The 18,042-nt window shown below is 50.1% G+C and carries 9 protein-coding genes (1 of these 9 cut by a window edge); 8 read left to right on the top strand and 1 reads right to left on the bottom strand.

Annotation, left to right across the window (positions count from 1 at the left end):
* The 8 genes from PRU_RS11270 to PRU_RS11235 all read left to right on the top strand — a co-directional run.
* A protein-coding gene (locus PRU_RS11270; RefSeq protein ID WP_373314260.1) for a SusC/RagA family TonB-linked outer membrane protein crosses the window boundary here: on the top strand, nt 1-2,552 show its 3' portion. The gene continues 508 nt to the left of window position 1, outside the view; the window shows 2,552 of its 3,060 coding nt (coding positions 509-3,060); its start codon lies off the left edge, out of view; it ends in the stop codon at nt 2,550-2,552.
* A 17-nt stretch (nt 2,553-2,569) separates the two neighbouring features.
* Nucleotides 2,570-4,495, top strand: coding sequence for a RagB/SusD family nutrient uptake outer membrane protein (locus PRU_RS11265; protein WP_013065264.1), 1,926 nt, complete (start codon nt 2,570-2,572; stop codon nt 4,493-4,495).
* A 19-nt stretch (nt 4,496-4,514) separates the two neighbouring features.
* The gene (locus tag PRU_RS11260) at nt 4,515-5,645 is read left to right on the top strand and encodes a SusE domain-containing protein (protein ID WP_013064183.1); all 1,131 of its coding nucleotides are present in this window, start codon (nt 4,515-4,517) and stop codon (nt 5,643-5,645) included.
* Nucleotides 5,646-5,815: 170 nt separating this feature from the next.
* Nucleotides 5,816-7,417 carry a DUF6377 domain-containing protein gene (locus tag PRU_RS11255; protein WP_013064798.1) on the top strand — a complete coding sequence of 534 codons (1,602 nt, stop codon included), beginning with the start codon at nt 5,816-5,818 and terminating at the stop codon, nt 7,415-7,417.
* A gap of 183 nt (nt 7,418-7,600) precedes the next feature.
* Nucleotides 7,601-9,850 carry a glycoside hydrolase family 31 protein gene (locus tag PRU_RS11250; RefSeq protein WP_041386154.1) on the top strand — a complete coding sequence of 750 codons (2,250 nt, stop codon included), beginning with the start codon at nt 7,601-7,603 and terminating at the stop codon, nt 9,848-9,850.
* A 10-nt stretch (nt 9,851-9,860) separates the two neighbouring features.
* On the top strand, nt 9,861-10,586 hold the full coding sequence (locus PRU_RS11245; RefSeq protein ID WP_080517203.1) for a SusF/SusE family outer membrane protein: 726 nt from the start codon (nt 9,861-9,863) through the stop codon (nt 10,584-10,586).
* 33 nt (nt 10,587-10,619) lie between these two features.
* The gene (locus PRU_RS11240; RefSeq protein WP_013063674.1) at nt 10,620-12,743 is read left to right on the top strand and encodes a TIM-barrel domain-containing protein; all 2,124 of its coding nucleotides are present in this window, start codon (nt 10,620-10,622) and stop codon (nt 12,741-12,743) included.
* 81 nt (nt 12,744-12,824) lie between these two features.
* A complete protein-coding gene (locus tag PRU_RS11235; protein ID WP_013064431.1) occupies nt 12,825-16,406 on the top strand; it encodes a glycoside hydrolase family 38 N-terminal domain-containing protein in 3,582 nt (1,193 codons plus the stop codon).
* A 55-nt stretch (nt 16,407-16,461) separates the two neighbouring features.
* On the opposite strand, the gene PRU_RS11230 is transcribed toward PRU_RS11235, so the two are convergent.
* Nucleotides 16,462-18,039: a PspC domain-containing protein gene (locus PRU_RS11230; RefSeq protein WP_013063819.1), complete on the bottom strand. Its 1,578-nt coding sequence runs from the start codon at nt 18,037-18,039 to the stop codon at nt 16,462-16,464.
* Nucleotides 18,040-18,042: the final 3 nt, after the last annotated feature.

Below are 18,042 nucleotides of genomic sequence, written 5' to 3'. Positions count from 1 at the left end.
TCTCTGGTAGCAACAACCCATTGATTTTGGTTGATGGTGTGGAGCGCGACTTGGATAACGTAGATGTTGCTGAAATTGAGTCGTTTTCTATATTGAAAGATGCTTCGGCGTCGGCCATGTATGGTGTCCGAGGTGCTAACGGTGTGATTGTGATTACCACCAAGCGTGGTAAGATAGGAGCACCTCAGGTGAGTTTCCATGTTGAACACGCTATTAATCAGCCCACTCAGTTGCCAAAGTTCCTGAATGCGCCCGACTATATGTCGCTGCTCAACGAGTTGGCTGCTCAGGACAGGGTGGCTCAGCCTTTTACACAGCAGCAGATTGACCGTACCCGCTCTGGCTATGATCCCGACCTTTATCCTGATGTGAACTGGGTGGATGCCATTACAAAGGATTATGCCTATACCACTCGTGGTAATCTGGAGGTGAGCGGTGGTTCCGACTTCCTGCGCTACTCGATTGTCACTTCATATTTTAAGGAGACTGGTCTGCTGGAGCAGGATAAGAGTTTGGTTTTCGATAATGCAACCAATAACCAGCAGTACAATCTGCGCACCAACATTGATATGGACGTGACCAAGACCACTATGCTCCGTGTAAACATTGGTGGTTATCTGAACCGATTCAAGAAGCAGCGTTGCAATACCAATGATGCGTTTGGTGAGGCTTTCCGTACCTTGCCTTTCGTGCATCCAGCCCGTTATAGTGATGGTGCTATTCCTGTGATTTCGTATCGTGCTAACCCCTGGCGTACGGTTACTCAGCAGGGTTACGACTTCATTACTTCAAGTAAAATTCAGACTCTGTTCAGTGTTGAGCAGGATTTGAAGATGATTCTGCCAGGATTGAAGGCTAAGGGTCTGTTTAGTTTCGACCGCTGGAACCGTAGCCGTCGTAGTCGTACGGCTAAACCAAGTACCGTATTCCCCGCTACTGGACGTGATGAAGAGGGTAACCTGATTTACTCGCAGCATGAAGCTGGCGATGAATCGCTGGGTAACGAGCAGGGTAATGAATATGGTAACACCCGCGTGTATTTCGAGACCGACCTGATGTACAACCGTCGTTTCGGTAAGACTGATGTAGATGCCATGTTGCTCTACAATCAGCAGGCCTATGATGATGGTAGTATTCAGGACTACCGTAAGCAGGGTATCGCCGGTCGCTTGTCGGCCACCTATGACAACCGCTATGTGGCTGAGTTCAACTTCGGTTACAACGGTTCTGAGAACTTTGCCAAGGGTAAGCGTTTCGGTTTTTTCCCTTCTTTTGCTATCGGATGGTTGCTCAGTGAGGAGCACTTCATGGAGAAACTGAAACCTATCTTCCATAAGATCAAGTTCCGTGCCAGCATTGGTCAGGCCGGTGATGATAATATTGGTGGTCGCCGTTTTGCCTATCTGGGCACACTTTTCACCAACGAGGAGGGCTATATTTGGGGAACCAATGGTCAGAAGAACTATGATCGCGATGGTGTCAAGGGTATCACCGAAGGTGAGATTGGTGTTGATAACCTGACTTGGGAGACCGTGACCAAGAAGAACCTTGGTTTCGAGGTCGGTTTGTGGAATATGCTCGACCTGAATGTGGATATCTTCAGTGAGAAGCGTAAGAATATCTTTATGGAGCGTAGCATCATTCCCACTCAGACTGGTTTTGTGAAGGCTCCTTGGGCTAACTTCGGTCAGGTATCAAACAAAGGTTTAGAGGTGACACTCAATTTCCACAAGCAGTGGAACAAGGACCTGTTCACTTCGGCCTATGGTAACTTTACTTATGCCAAGAACCGTGTAGATGAGAAAGACGAGCCCGAAGCATTGAAGGGAACCCATCGTTCGGCTACAGGTCGTTCAATGAACGAGTTGTGGGGATTGGTTGCTGAGCGCTTATTCACCTACGACGACTTTAATGCCGACGGAACCTTAAAGGATGGTATTCCTACACAGGATGGTGTGGGTGCTGCCATTCTGCATCCTGGCGACATTAAGTATGTAGATGTGGATGGTGATGGTGCTATTACCGAGGCCGACGAAGGTTACATTGGTGGTACTGAAGACCCACGCATCGTGTATGGTTTCGGTGGTGTGATTAGCTACAAGAACTTCGATTTCAATTTCTTCTTCCAAGGCACAGGTGATATGTATCGTGTGATTGGTAATCAGCCTTACTTCCTGCCTGGTGGTGGTACTACTACGGAGGGTAACGCCTACAGTTATAATCTCGACGATCGCTGGACAGAGACCAATCAGGATCCATATGCCTTCTGGCCCCGTCTGACCTATGGTCCTAACGTGAACAACTACCGTCGTTCTACCTGGTGGAAGAAAGATATGAGCTTCCTGCGTTGTAAGACTCTTGAGGTTGGTTATACCTTGCCCAAGTCTTGGTTGCAGAGTTTCTATGTGAAGAGTTGTCGTGTGTATGTCAGTGGCAATAACCTGTTCTGCCTCTCGTCGTTCAAGCTGTGGGATCCTGAATTGGGTACCAACGATGGTTTGAAATATCCAATGAACCGTTCTGTGATGTTCGGTATCGACATTAACTTTTAGTATATCGTATTATTGTTATGAAGAAGAAACTTCTATATATTTTCTGTGCGCTTAGCGCCATGAGTGGCTCGTTAGTGTCGTGCTCCGACTATCTCGACAAGGAGCCTGATACCGAGCTGACCACCGATATGGTGTTCGAGAACCGTGAAAAGGTCTATCAATGGTTGGCCTATGTCTATAATGTGATTCATACTCCTGACAAGTGGGAGCTGAAGACCGATGGTTACGAGGTGTTCGCCGATGATATGACTCCTTCAAAGCGTTGGCAGCAGTGGGATTGGAGCAAAGTTATCCCAAAGATTTTCGGCCAGTGGACCATTAACTCACAGTGGGATGCCAATTACTGGCAGATGATGCCCCGTTATATCCGTCATGGCTACATTTTTAATAATATGGTAAAGGCGATGCCTGATCACGACCTGCCACAATCGGAGGTTGACAAAATGAAGAACGAGGTGAAGTTCCTTACCGCCTATGGCTGGTGGCAGTTGGCCGAAAACCATGGTGGTATCCCCTTCAAGCCCGATTATATTGCACCCACCGATTTTGATTTGGCAGATTTGATGGTAGGTCAGTCTAAGTTCGACGATGTGGTTGATTACTGTGATAAGCAGATGTTGGAGGCTGCTATGGCACTGCCTGCTGTATATGACGATCCTTCGAAATATGGTCGTATCAACCGCATCATGGCGCTCACCGTTCGTTCGCGCATGTTGCTCTTTGCCGCCAGTCCGCTGGTGAATGGTAACCCTTGGTACAAGGATTATGTGAACAACGAAGGTGAACAGATTTTTAATCCTACCTACGATCCACAGAAATGGGTGCGTGCTGTAGAAGCTTTGAAACTCTGTATCGACGAGGCCGAGAAAGCCGGCTATGCCCTCTATACCGAGCAAGGTCCTAATGGTGAGATCGACCCCTTCATGAGTACCTATAACGTGCACATCAAGCGTTGGAGCGAGGGTAACCACGAGATTACCTTCCCTGTAACTAAGAATAACAGTTATAATTTCTTCCTGGTTAAGGTGAGTGTACGTGAGTATGGCGGCGGTTGTGGCCTGGGTGTTTATCAGGGCTTGGTTGATGCCTTCTTTACCAAGAACGGTCTGCCCATCAGCGATCCTAACTCAGGTTATGTAGAGGATGGTATGTCGACCTCTGTTGACGACCGTTCGGATATCACCAACTGGGAGTATGGTACCGGTAAGCCCGGACAGGTAACCGATCGTGGCACCTATAATATGTACTGCAACCGCGAGCCCCGTTTCTACAATGCCGTATCGTTCCATGGCGCTTGGTTGGCTGTAGGCAATCGTAAGTATGATTTCCTTTATAACGGTCGCGATAATATCCAGACTTCATCACCTCACGATGCCCCACAGAATGGCTATCTGGCTCGTAAGGGCTTGAACGTGCTCGATAATAACCTTACAGGATCAATTACCCCACGTCAGGGCTTCACCTATCGTCTGGCCTTCACCTATCTCGACTATGCCGAGGCTGTGAACGAGTGCTACGACAACAGCTCTTCGCGCCAGGAGGCTCTGAAGTATCTGAACCGTATCCGTGAGCGTGCTGGTGTGCGCCAATACACTACTGCCGATGTGAGCCCGATGGACGAGAAGTTCATCCATGTGGATGACACCCAGGCCGAGCTGCGCCGTGTGATTCGTGCCGAGCGCCGTGTGGAGCTGTGCTGCGAGAACAACCGCTGGTATGATATCCGTCGCTGGAAGGAGGCAGAGAACCTGCCCGAGATGTGTGGCGACGACTATGGTATGAACTTCCAGGGTAGCACTCCTGAGGAATTCTTCAAGCGCACTGTGTTCCAGACCCGTATCTGGAAGCGCCAGTACTACTGGATGCCTATCTATATCGACGAGTACGAGAAGAACCCCAACTTGCGCGAGGCTCCATTCTGGGTAAACGAAAATGGTAATTAAGCTATAAATGAATACGATTATGAAGAAATATGCAATGATATTCAGTGCCTTGTGCACAGGACTACTGTTCACATCGTGCAACAAGGACCCAGAGTATTTCACGCTGGAGGAGCAACCCGACGAGATGCACGTGAAGAGCTCGGTTGAGGAGATTACCCTTAGCAAGAGCTCGGCCGACCAGACGGCCGTCACCTTCAGTTGGGATGCGGCCACGAATGCCGATCCTGCTACCGAGGGCATCAGCTACAAGTTATGTCTTTATCCCACCGGTCAGAAGGATAGTCACTCGGCCTACATGGAGTTAGGAAATAATCTGTCTTACTCGATGACTCACGACGAACTGAACACGCTGCTGAGTCAGTGGGCGTTGCCAGGTCAGGCTGTCAAGGTTACAGCTCAGTTGCTGGCTGTCTTCAAGAACGAGCAGCGCTATATCAAGCCTGAGCTCTCGACTGTCGAGTTCACAGCTACAGGCTACGAGAAATACTCACCCTACCTGTACATGCAGATTACCACCGATGATGGTAAGAAGAGTACCCAGCGTCTGGATCAGCGCCAGCTGGGTACCGGTATCTACGAGGCCACGTTGAACATGACCGCCTGCAAGTTCCACTTCACCACCACACCAGAGGCTTATCCTGCCTATGGTATGGCCGAAGGCGAGCAGTTGGAGTACTATACAGACGGTGATGTGCGCGATTTCCGTTTCGATGGCAATGGCAAGCGTACGGTTATCGTGGATACCAACGTCGGCTTCAACGACTGTCGTGTACTTGACATCGTTCAGTTGCCCACACCAGGACAGATCTGGATTTGTGGAAACGGCTGTTCGGTAGGTTGGAATACAAACACCTCTAATGGTCGTTTGGAGATGGTAGGTAGCGCACGCGAACCCTACTATTATGCTTGGACTGGCGATTTCAATGCTGGTGGTGAGTTTAAGATTGGTGTTGGTAATGGCTGGGGCGATCCCTTCTTCTTCGCGCCTGACTATAATGCCGACCCCGTGAGTGATCATCGTCTGTCACCCTTCCGTTATCAGGACAATGGTGGCGACGTGAAGTGGGTGCCCTCGGTAAGCGGTCGCTACACGTTGACACTCTGTTTGCTGGCCACAGATATGTGGACCAAGTTCGAACCAGCTAATTAGTAAGTAGTAAAGTAATATTTCGGCCGATGGGCAGTTAGTAGCTCTCTGTGAGCTATTAATTGCCTGTTGGTTTTTATGGCGTTAATTATTGTTATATTTTGAATTGAGATGGTGCGTGGTTGGGTTTTTATCTTTAACTTTGGCTGCGATTAACGAAGACTCAAACTAAAATGAAGATTAGGAAACCTATACTAACATGTTTATTGGTATTTTTAATGGTGCCTGTTAAGGCTGCAATTGATAAGAATACTGCCGACTGGTTAAACAAACTGGATGCCAGTCTTGCCAAGCGTGACTATTATGAGAAACAGCGTATCGACCGTATTGAAAGTCTGAAAGAGGGTATGGCTAAAGCCAAGGCCGAAGGTCGCGAATTTACCCAGATGTACGCCCTATACAACGAATACAAAAGCTATCGCTACGACTCAGCCCGTCACTACTCTTATGCTTGTTTGGGATTAGCCACTCGTCTGCAGAATCCACAGTATATCGCCCAGTCGCAAGAGGCTATTGCTTTCTCGTTGATATCGGCTGGTATCTTGAGCGAGGCTCACGATGTGATGCTCTCGATAGATCGTAGTGCACTTAGCGGAAAACTTCTCGAGGATTATTATGAGATTAACAGCTTGCTGTGGCGCAATATGGCCGATTACATCAAGGAAGAACCCTTTTATACCAAATATATCAACAGAAGTAATGGGTATCTCGACTCGCTTAAGCAGATTGTGCCGCCCAATTCCTGCATGTGGTGGTCGGTTACTGGTACGCGCCAGTTGCGTGAGCACGAGCATCAGAAAGCACTCGAGTCGCTGCAACATGTACTTGATGGATGTGGTGACGACTTGCACATGCGTGCCAAAGCGATGGCAGAGATGGCATGGGCTCATATCTTGTTGGAGCATGAGGATAAGGCTATAGTATGTTTCGCCCAAGCGGCTATGGCTGATAACGAAACGGCAACACGTGAGATAACCGCTCTTTATCATTTGGCTCGTCTGATTTTTAAGGAGGGTGAGCATGAACGTGCCAGCGTGTATGTGCATCAGGCTTTAGAGGATGTAAACTTCTACGGAACCCGACTCCGTAAGGTGGAAATCAATGATATCCTGCCTATTATCGAGCAAGATCGCTACGATGGTATGCGTGGTCAGCGTAACTGGCTGTTTGTGGCAACGGCCCTGTTTGTTATCCTGTTGTTGGCATGTCTATGGAGCTACTGGACTATCCGCCGTAAGAACCTAAAGCTTACCGAGGCGCGTGAAACCATTGCCGGGCAGTTGGAGCAGCTCAAGCTCACCAATCTGCAGTTGCAGGAGGATGATAAGATCAAGAATGCCTATATCGGTCGTTCATTCTATACCAATGCCGAGTTTATTGCCAAGTTGGAGAAACTTTATCTGGCTATCGATCGTAAGATAGCCGCGCGACAGTACGAGGATCTGCGCTCTATGATGAAGCTCTCTACACTTAATGCTGAGCGTGAGAATATGTATGAGGCTTTCGATCAGACATTCCTGAAATTGTTCCCCGACTTTGTGGAGCGTTATAATGCGCTGTTCGAGGAGAAAGATCGTAAGCTGCCAGATAACGATCAGTCGCTGACATCCGAGATGCGTATCTTTGCCCTGATTCGATTAGGTATCAACGATAGCGAGCGCATCGCTAAGTTCCTGGACTACTCGGTACATACGGTGAATACGTATAAAACTCGAATAAAGAACCGATCGACGGTTGACAACGAGCAGTTTGAGCACCTGATTATGGATATTTAGTCGGCATACCGCCCAATATTTCTGTTATACAAATAACTAACTTGATTTAAGCGAACTGGCTGATTATCAGCATACTCTTTGATATATGGCTTATTATTCGTTATACATTTACTTGCTTTCTTTTGTATGTGATCTATTTGCAGTACTTTTGTGCATGAAATAACAAAAACGTAATATATAAAAATGAAACGAATTCTAACTTTATTATTCATTTGTCTGAGTATCAATACAGCGTGGGCACAGGAGTTGAATCCCGTGGCTCATCCCGATGCTGTTGTACGCTCAGGAAAGGCGCGTTTTACTGTATTAACGCCCGAAATGATCCGTATTCAGTACAGCGATCGCTCGTTGTTCGAAGATCGTGCAACGTTTGCTATCGTAAACCGTCGTTTACCCGTTCCTGCCTTTACGGCTGTAGAGAAGGATGGTTATCTTGAAATCAAGACATCGGCCCTGACACTTAAATATAAGATAGGTGGCGTGATTGATGGTCGCAAGCCATCGGCCGAGGTGCTCAACATCTCGATGCAGCTTAACGGTCGCCCCGTGTTGTGGTATCCTGGTAAGGACGATGCGATGAACCTGAAGGGGACAACTCGCACCCTCGACGGACAGATTGGTGATAACAAGCGCCAGGAACTGGAGAATGGTTTGTTGTCGCGTGCCGGTTGGAGCATTATCGACGAGTCGCCATTGGCCCGTCGTGGCGATGGCTCAACCACATTCGCATTCGACAAGCAGGTGGATGGTATCGACTGGGTGGCCGAGCCTGTGGATAAGCAGGCCATCGATTGGTACTTCCTGGGTTATGGCCATCAGTATAAGAAAGCTTTAGGCGATTTCATCAAGGTGGCTGGTCGCCAGCCCATGCCGCCACTCTACGTGCTGGGTTACTGGTACAGCAAATACCAGCGTTACACCTCGGATGAGTTTATGGAGATTGTGAACGATGTGAAGCGCTTCAACATCCCCATGGATGTGATGATTTTTGATATGGACTGGCACACACAGGGATGGACTGGTTGGACTTGGGACCGCACAGCTATTCCCGATCCTGAGGGACTGATTGACTGGATGCACCAGCATGGTTTGAAGGTGTCACTGAATCTTCACCCAGCCGATGGCGTGGATGATGATGAGGACTTCTTCAACGATCTGCGCGAGGACATGGGATTGGATAAGCAAACCAAGCGTGTGCCCTGGAACCTGAGCGATGGCCGTTTCTATCATAACATGTTCAAGCACATTATCCGTGCTCGCGAGCGTCAGGGTGTTGATTTCTGGTGGCTCGACTGGCAGCAGAACCTCACCAGCAAGTATGTTGACGGACTGGGCGAGACCTTCTGGTGCAACCATGTGTTCTATAACGATATGCGACTGAATCGTCCCAACCATCGTCCGCTGATTTTCCATCGTTGGGGCGGACTGGGCAGCCACCGTTACCCGATTGGTTTCTCTGGCGACTCGTTCACAACCTATGGCACCCTGGCTTGGCAGCCTTACTTTACTGCCACTGCCTCGAATGTAGGCTTTGGCTATTGGGGCCACGATTTAGGCGGACACCAGCAGACAGGCGGCAACGATCCTGAGATTTATCTGCGCTGGATGCAGTTCGGTGTGTTTACCCCCATCTTCCGTACCCATGCCACTAACTGGGAGGGTATCGAGCGTCGCATCTGGAAGTATTCTAACTTCCCCTCGCTGCTTGAGACGGTTAAGTTGCGCTATGCGCTGATGCCTTATATCTATACCGCAGCCCGCCAGGCTTACGATACGGGTGTTAGTCTGTGTCGTCCGCTTTATTACGAGTGGCCAGAGGTTAATAATGCTTATCTGTTTGAGGACGAGTATATGTTTGGCGATGATATCCTGGTGGCACCTGTTGTTACCAAGCCCGAGAGCGATGGTATGACAGCCCGTCGTACTTGGCTGCCCGAGGGCCGTTGGTTTGATGTGTGCCGCAATAAGGTGGTTGAGGGCAACCGCACCTTTACCGACCGTTATGCCATGGAGGAGATTCCTTACTTCTTCCGTGCCGGTAGTGTGATAGTGAACAACCCACCGATGATGAATCTCAACACACGTCCTGACCGTCTGATACTGAAGGTGGTGCCTGGTGGCAACGGACGTACCTTGCTCTATGAGGATGAGGGCGATACCGAGGGCTACAAGCAGGGTGCTTATACCACCACTACTATCAGTCACGATGGTAACACGCTCACCATTCTTCCCCGTGAGGGAAAATTTGCGGGCATGCCTGAGAGCCGTTCGTACACCGTAGAGTTCCTGGCTGTTAATTGTCCTAACGCTGTGGTTATCAACGGTAGTCTGGTGGCAGAAAGCGAATGGAAGTATGATGCGCAGCGCCGTTTGCTCACCGTAAATGTGGCTCGTACAGCGTGTGATAAGAAAACAGTGGTAACTATTAAATAATGTAAGCGTGATGAAAAGATTATATATGATGATGGCTGCACTGGTGGTGTGTATCACCTTGTGTGCCCAGCAGTATCAGGAACTGTGGATTATCGGAACCGCTGTGCCTGGTGGTGCCCAGAAGCTCACCAAGGTAAGCGATAACGATTTTAAGTATGCAGGTCGCCTGCAGGCAGGTGAGTTGCGTATCAGTACCGCCAAGAAAGCAGGCAAGGGCACCGCTTATCTGGTGGCTAATACCCCCGATGCCAATATCGTAAACAAAGGTGTCGACTATACCATCACTACCGATGCCAAGCAGGCCGCCTGGCAGGTGGTGGTAAGCGAGGATCGTTACCGTTTCCATATCGATACTGAGAAAAAACAGTTGCGTGGCGAACTGTTCCAGCCTTGGGGCGAGCTGTTCTTGGCTGGCGGTGCCACCGAGGTAGGCTGGAAGTCAGAGGGCCATATGCTTCTGATGAAACAGGACCTGAATAATCCTTGTATCTGGACTTGGGAGGGCGAGCTGAAACGCCACCCCGAGGTTGAAGAACCTGGCAGCTTTAAGTTCCAGGGCCAGGATCGTTGGCATCCCAAATCCATCCATCCTTATGCTGCCGATACGGATATTCTTAAGGATCAGCGTTTTCACACTGGTGGCGATGATACTAAGTGGACGTTGTCGGTCGATGGGCGTTATCGCATCAAAGTAGATTTGTTTAACGAAACCATCCAGGCAGAGTTAGTGAAATGAAAAAACAATTGGGTTAATTAATAGTTAGTTATCATGACTGTAAGAATCAGTTTTATCCTTAGTAGTCTGGCCATCGCATCTGTTGCGATGGCTCAGTCTGCATTTATCACCAACGATAGTGTGGCTGTGTTTTATCCTGCCCATTACGATGCTAAGCAGCATCAGCCTTCGCCCATTTTTGAACAGGAGCCTGCAGCTGTTAATCCGTTGGATGCCAAGTGGCCTCTGCGCGTGGCTTTCAGTCAGCAGAATGGTCATAGTATTGCTACTATCCGCGTGGCCGACGATGTGGATTTCTATGGCACAGGCGAGGTAACAGGTCCGCTGCGCCGTAATGGTCGAACCATCGAGTTGTGGAATGTTGATACTCCTGCCTATGGTGTTGATGGCGGTACTCACCTTTACCAGAGTCACCCATGGGTGATGGGATTACGCAAGGATGGTACAGCCTTTGGTATCATTGCCGATAACACCTGGCGACAAAAGATTACCACCGCCGACCACGAGGTAACCTTTGATAGCGAGGGGCCTGCCTTCCGTGTGTTCATTATCGAGCGCCAGAGTCCTCAAGCTCTTATGCAGGCATTGGTTGGTCTCACCGGTACTATGTCGCTGCCACCCTTGTGGTCGTTAGGTTACCACCAATGTAAGTTTACCTACTATCCAGATAGTAAGGTGATGGAGGTGGCCGACAAGCTGCGCAAGCATCGTATCCCATCAGATGTAATCTGGATGGATATCGACTATATGGACGGCTATCGTATTTTTACTTTCGATCCAAAGGGCTTCAGCAATCCTAATCGTCTGAACGATTATCTGCATCAGAATAACTTTAAGTCGGTGTATATGATCGATCCAGGTGTGAAGGTAGAGAAAGGTTACTTTGTTGACGATCAGGGTACCGCTGGCGACTACTGGGTGAAAACACGTGATGGAAAGCCTTTCGAGGGCGATGTGTGGCCAGGCGCTTGTCACTTCCCCGATTTTACCCGTCCCGAGGTGCGTACCTGGTGGGCCACATTATATAAGGACTTTATGGCCAAGGGTGTGGATGGTGTTTGGAATGATATGAACGAACCCGCCGTGTTTGGACAGAAAGAGAGCACCATGCCGCGCGATAACCAGCACCTCAATGGCGATGGTGGCGCTGCAGGTCCACATCTGCGTTTCCATAATGTGTTCGGCCTGAACATGGTGCGTGCCAGTCGTCAGGGTCTGCTGTTGGCTAACCCGCAGAAGCGTCCGTTCATCCTTTCACGTTCAAACTTCTTAGGTGGTCATCGCTATGCGGCTACCTGGACAGGCGATAACCTCTCATCGCCCGAGCAGATGAAACTCAGCGTGCCCATGACGCTTACCTTGGGCTTGAGTGGTCAGCCATTCAATGGGCCTGATATCGGTGGATTCTGTGAGAACTCCAATGCCGAGTTGGTGGCTCAGTGGACGGCACTGGGTGTTTACTTCCCCTTTGTGCGCAACCACAATACTAAGGGTACTATCGATCAGGAGCCATGGGCTTTCGACGAAAAGGTGCTCGATGTGTGTCGTACTGCCATCAACCGCCGCTATATGCTCATGCCTTATATCTACACCTGTTTCCGCGAGGCCAGTGTGGATGGTATGCCCGTGATGCGTCCGCTGTTTATGAGTAATTCTAAGGACTTGAGTTTGCGTAACGAGGATCGTGCTTTCCTGTTGGGTGCCGACCTGATGGTCCGTCCACAGTGGGCTGCCGATGTGGCTCAGCCTGATGGTGGCAGCTGGCAGAAGCTGACACTCGAGGCCAATACAGATAGCTATCAGGCCGAACTGCGCCAGCGCCCTGGTTCGATTATCCCTCTGGCTAATCTGGCTCAGAGCACAGCCGAGATGCGTACCGACTCGCTCACCTTGCTGGTATGCGTGGATGCCAACGGACAGGCCGAAGGACAGCTGTATGAGGATGCAGGTGATGGCTTTGACTATCAGAAGGGACAGTATCGCCTAACTGAAATGAAGGCCGTTAAGCTGAAGAACCAGCTCAAGGTAACCCTCACTCAGAAGGATGGACAACTGGCTCCCGTTCAGCGTCAGTTGCGTATCGGCTACGTAAATGGTGGCAGAGTAAAGTACAGTGCCTGGAAAACAGGCTCAGAAATTACCGTTTCCATCAAATAACTACAAAAAAGGCAGAAATGAGAACTCCGGTTTAGGTATAATTGGCTACTTTTGCGGCACCAACCCATTAATAAAAATTCTATGATTAAGAAAAATTCTAAAAAAATTTTATCGGTGGCTGTGGCTGCGCTGCTCTCGTCGGGAGCTATGGCGCAGACCGAGAAGAAAGCCTACATGGTAGCCGATGCCCATCTTGACACCCAGTGGAACTGGGACGTGCAAACCACTATTCGCGATTACGTGAAGAGTACCATCGACCAGAACTTGATGCTTTTGAAAAAGTATCCAAGTTACATCTTTAATTTTGAGGGTGCTGTGAAGTACAGCTGGATGAAGGAGTACTATCCGATGCAGTTTGCCGAGTTGAAACACTATGTGGCCAATGGCCGCTGGCACCTGACCGGTAGCGGCTGGGATGCCAACGAGGTGATTATCTGCTCGCCCGAATCGTGGTTGCGTAACATCTTGCTGGGTCAGACGTTCTACCGTCAGGAGTTCAATACAGAGAGCACCGATGTGTTCTTGCCCGACTGCTTTGGCTTTGGTTACACGCTGCCCACACTGGCAGCTCACTGCGGCTTGATTGGTTTCTCGTCGCAGAAACTGGTGTGGCGTACCAATCCCTTCTACGAGGGTGGCAAGCGTTATCCTTACACCATTGGCCTGTGGCAGGGTATCGATGGCAGTCGCATCATGATGACCCACGGTTTTAACTACAGTCAGCGATACAACGACGAAGACCTGTCGCAGAACCAACAGTTGCTGCGTGAGATAGGTGAGAGTCCGCTTGGTCAGGCCTATCATTACTATGGTACTGGCGATATCGGTGGTTCGCCCACCATCGCCTCAGTGCGTGCTATCGAGAAAGGTATCAAAGGTAGCGGTCCGATTAAGATTGTGAGTGCTACCAGCGATCAGATTTACAAAGATTATCTGCCTTACGACAAGCACCCTGAACTGCCAGTATTCAACGGTGAGTTGCCTATGGACGTTCATGGCAACGGCTGCTATACTTCCCAGGCTGCCATGAAACTGTATAACCGTCAGAACGAACACCTGGGTGATGCGGCTGAACGTACAGCAGTGATGGCCGACTGGCTGGGCGCTGCCAGCTATCCAGCTGATGTGATGACCGATACGTGGAAGCGCGTCATCTGGCATCAGTTCCACGATGACCTGACTGGTACCAGCATTCCCCGTGCCTACGAGTTCTCGTGGAACGACGAGCTGCTGGCACTCAAGAAGTTCTCTGATGTGCTGACACACAGCGTTTCTGGCATCGCCCGTCAGATGGATACACGTGTTTCTGGTCAGCCTGTTGTGGTTTATAACAATGAGACGACCCCCGTCCGTGCCATCGCACAGGTAGAAGTGAAAGATAACCGCGATTACCGTGTAACCGATGCTAATGGTCGTAGTGTGGCTTCGCAGGTAGTAGAGCGCGATGGTAAGCGCGTGCTGCTGTTCGATGCCGATGTACCTGCTACTGGTATGGCTGTATATGGTGTTAAGGCTGCTGGCAATAAGAAGATGGCTGCTGCCGCTGCAGGTCGCACCATCCAGTCGTCGCGTTATCAGCTCACCGTAGATGATTTTGGTGATGTTGTATCCCTCATCGATAAAAAGAATAACCGCCAGCTGGTGGCTAACGGAAAAAGTCTGCGCCTGGTGGTGTTCGACGACTGCCGTTCAGAGAGATGGCCTGCTTGGGAAATCCTGAAGCGTACACTCGACAAGGCTCCACTGCCTGTTCACGATGGTGTACAGATCTCTGTTGAGCCAGGCACTCTGCGCCAGACACTGGTGATTAAGAAGAAATATGGCGAGAGCGACATCATTCAGCGCATTCATCTGTACGAGGGTGCACAGGCCGATCGCATCGATTTTGAGAACGAGGTCGACTGGCGTTCGCTTAATGCCTTGCTCAAGGCCGAGTTCCCACTCAGCGTGGCTAATGCCGAGGCTACCTACGATATCGGTCTGGGTAGTGTGCGCCGTGGTAACAACCGCGATAACAGTTTCGAGGTGTATGCCCACGAGTGGACCGACCTGACCGACCGCAAGGGCGACTATGGTGTGACATTGCTCAACGATTCGCGCTACGGTTGGGATAAACCCGCCGACAACACCCTGCGCCTGTCGCTGCTCTATTCGCCAAAGCCCGGTCGTAGCTATGCTTATCAGGCCCGTCAGGACTTCGGTCATCATGTGTTCACTTATAGTCTGGTAGGTCATCAGGGTGAGCTTGATGCTGTTGAGGCTGTTCGCCAGGCCGACCGTCTCAACAGTCCGCTTCGTACTTTCCATGCCGACCGCCATGCAGGTCAGTTAGGCCGTCAGTTCTCGTTTGCAAATTCTGATAATAAAAATGTTGTGGTTCGTGCCCTGAAGCGTGCCGAGGTGAGCAATGAGTATGTGATTCGTGTGTATGAGATGAGTGGTAAGGGAGCGCAGCAGGCTCGTATCAGCTTCCCTGCTGCTATTGTGAAGGCTGTTGAGGCCGATGGTACAGAACGCACCTTGACCGATGCCAAGACCGATGGCACCCAGCTGCTGGTAGATATCAAGCCTTACAGCGTCAAGACCTATAAGGTTCAGCTGGCAGGTCAGAAGTCTGCCGCTGTCGATGCCCAGTCGGTGGCACTCGATTTCGACCGCCACTGTTTCAGCTTCAACGAGTTCCGCACCTCGGGCAACTTCGAGGGTGGTAACAGCTATGCAGCCGAACTGCTGCCCGACGAAGGTATCACCGTGGGCGATATCCCCTTCACCTTTGGCGAGAAAGATGCTGCCAATGGCTTGACCTGTAAGGGTCAGACCTTGCAGCTGCCCACTGATAAGGACTACCGTCACTTGTATCTGCTGGTAGCTTCGGACAACGACGACCGTCAGGCCACCTTCACCGTTGCTGGCAAACAGCAAACCGTAGGTGTGCCCTACTACACAGGCTTTATTGGCCAGTGGGGACACGATGGTCAGACCGTTGGTTATCTCAAGGATGCCGAGGTGGCATGGGTGGGCAGTCACCGCCACTCAGGAGCCGGCGACGAGCCTTATGAGTTCACCTATATGTTCCGTGTACGCATCGATCTGCCTAAGGGCGTTCGCGAGGTTCAGTTGCCCGCTGACGAGCATGTGGTAGTGTTTGCTGCTACTGTAGCTAATGATGCCAACGATGGCACTGCTGCAGCCCCATTGTTCCAAACATCTATCCTGCCCAATGCACAAACCACAGCTGCTGCTACCCAGCCCCAGGTGAACTTGTTGCGCGATGCTAAGGTTATCGCCACCTCAGGCGAGGTGAATAATAGCGAAAGCGCAGCCATGCTGATGGATGGCGACCCTGATACCAAGTGGTGCGATGCCCAGGCTGCCCCAAACTATGTTGTATTCGATTTTGGCAAGCCTACCACTATCACCCGTTGGCGTGTGCTGAGTGCTGCTTGTGAGCAGTCGGCTTATATCACCCGTACCTGTCTGCTGCAGGGCCGTAATAGCGATACCGAAGAGTGGCAAACGCTGGATATGTTCGAAGGCAATCGGAACAACTACACCGATCGCAGCTTCACTGCAACCAGCGTGCGTTACTTGCGACTTTTTGTGATAGCTCCTACACAGGGGCAGGATTCTGCCGCTCGTATCTACGAGTTAGAGGTTTATTAAATACAAAAAAGAGAGCTGACAAACATCAGCTCTCTTTTTTTGTTTGTGACCACGATTATTTCTTTGTATTTGGCAGGTCGGCTGTGCGGGTAAGTACAAAGTCCATGGCCGAGAACCATTTGGCGCGGCAGGTTTCGCCTGTGAATACCGCATCAGACGACATGCCGTAGGCTATCGAATCGCCAGCTACTTCTATGCTATCGATGGTGATGGGCTTCCAACCCATTTCGTCTTCTGGGTTATTGTTTACAGGGATGGTTTGTAGATGTTTCTCTTTACCCATGGCATAGATAAAGGTGCCAGGCCCCTCGGCGCGGGCGTAGCATGTAAGCTGGTAAATGCCTGGTTCAACCTTTTCCTTACGCTCGGCTTGGAATATCTCCTCGCAACGATCGTTAAACACATCCAAAAAACGCGCGTTATTATACCCCTGGCTATCCATAGCATAATACGTATAATGATCGCAGTTCTTGGCCTTTACCAGATTCCAGCTGCCACGTCGCAGGAAATCGGCATCATTCTCATCCATTTTTACACCCTGATAGGTGGTAGTAGAATCGATTTGGTAACGCTCCTGGTAATAGTCGTAATGATAATTGGCTATGGTGATACCTAAGGGCACTGCGATGCATACGGCGATAACCCAAAGCACGATGTTTACGATGCGCTGAATAACACCCATAGGGCGGATCTTGCCTGTGAGTGAGAGCACCATGTGGATAATGGCATAGATGGGCAGAAGCAATACCAGGAACAGGGCGATTACAAAGATGATGAGCAGTTTGGGGTTGCTAACCCATGCGCCTTCCAGTCCCATAGCTCCGAGGCTGAACGGTAGGGTACTGTTTAGTGGCAGCACCATTGCACTAACCGTGGCAATGAGCACGCCGAAGAATCCGAGCGATAGGGCAATGCACACGACGATTGAAATGATAACGACAAAGGCTATAACCATCTTCATGAGGATGATGAACAACAGACGCATAAAACCGGGGCGCTGTACGTGCTGCTTTTCGCCCTCAACCACTACATCGGCCAGGTTCTGCGGCGTTATATCCTTGCCTTCCATCTGCAACAACTGCTCGGGTGTTCTGGCTTCGGGAATAACGAGTGCCAACACAAGATAGATAAAGATACCCACACCATAGCAGAAGGTAAACAATATCATCAGGAATCGCCAGATAACAGGGTCGGTATTGGTATATACAGCAATACCAGACAGTACGCCTGCCAGCATCTTATCCTTGGGGTTGCGATACAGTTTTTTGCCAGCTGTACGTGCACGTACATTCTCATAAATCTTCTGACCCGCCGAACGGGCCTGCTCTTCCCAGTTGGTGCCGTTGCCTTCTTGTTGCTTCTCGCCATCCTCGCCAGTAAGCTCTTCGGGCTTGCCGATACGGGTGATGATTTCCTTAACATGCTCGATGGTGATGGCCTCGATGCCTTGCAGGCGCAGTTCGTCGAAGAGTTCGGCGATGCGGGTCTCGATGTCGTCCACAATCTCGTCGCCGCCCTCCTGTTTCCCAAACGATGAACGGAGCGAGTTAATGTACTGCTGCAGCAGCTCGTAGGCATCCTCGTCTATCTGAAACAGACGCCCACACAGGTTGATGGTAATATTCTTTTTCATAAC

The organism is Xylanibacter ruminicola 23 (assembly GCF_000025925.1).
In the GTDB taxonomy this organism is placed as follows: Bacteria; Bacteroidota; Bacteroidia; order Bacteroidales; family Bacteroidaceae; genus Prevotella; species Prevotella ruminicola.
Note: the sequence above shows the minus strand (reverse complement) of the source record. Positions and strands in the feature narration are given on the sequence as shown.

Coding starts and splice junctions, on each gene's coding strand:
- PRU_RS11265 (WP_013065264.1), top strand. CDS start 2,570: ATGAAGAAGAAACTTCTATATATTTTCTGTGCGCTTAGCGCCATGAGT.
- PRU_RS11260 (WP_013064183.1), top strand. CDS start 4,515: ATGAAGAAATATGCAATGATATTCAGTGCCTTGTGCACAGGACTACTG.
- PRU_RS11255 (WP_013064798.1), top strand. CDS start 5,816: ATGAAGATTAGGAAACCTATACTAACATGTTTATTGGTATTTTTAATG.
- PRU_RS11250 (WP_041386154.1), top strand. CDS start 7,601: ATGAAACGAATTCTAACTTTATTATTCATTTGTCTGAGTATCAATACA.
- PRU_RS11245 (WP_080517203.1), top strand. CDS start 9,861: ATGAAAAGATTATATATGATGATGGCTGCACTGGTGGTGTGTATCACC.
- PRU_RS11240 (WP_013063674.1), top strand. CDS start 10,620: ATGACTGTAAGAATCAGTTTTATCCTTAGTAGTCTGGCCATCGCATCT.
- PRU_RS11235 (WP_013064431.1), top strand. CDS start 12,825: ATGATTAAGAAAAATTCTAAAAAAATTTTATCGGTGGCTGTGGCTGCG.
- PRU_RS11230 (WP_013063819.1), bottom strand. CDS start 18,039: ATGAAAAAGAATATTACCATCAACCTGTGTGGGCGTCTGTTTCAGATA.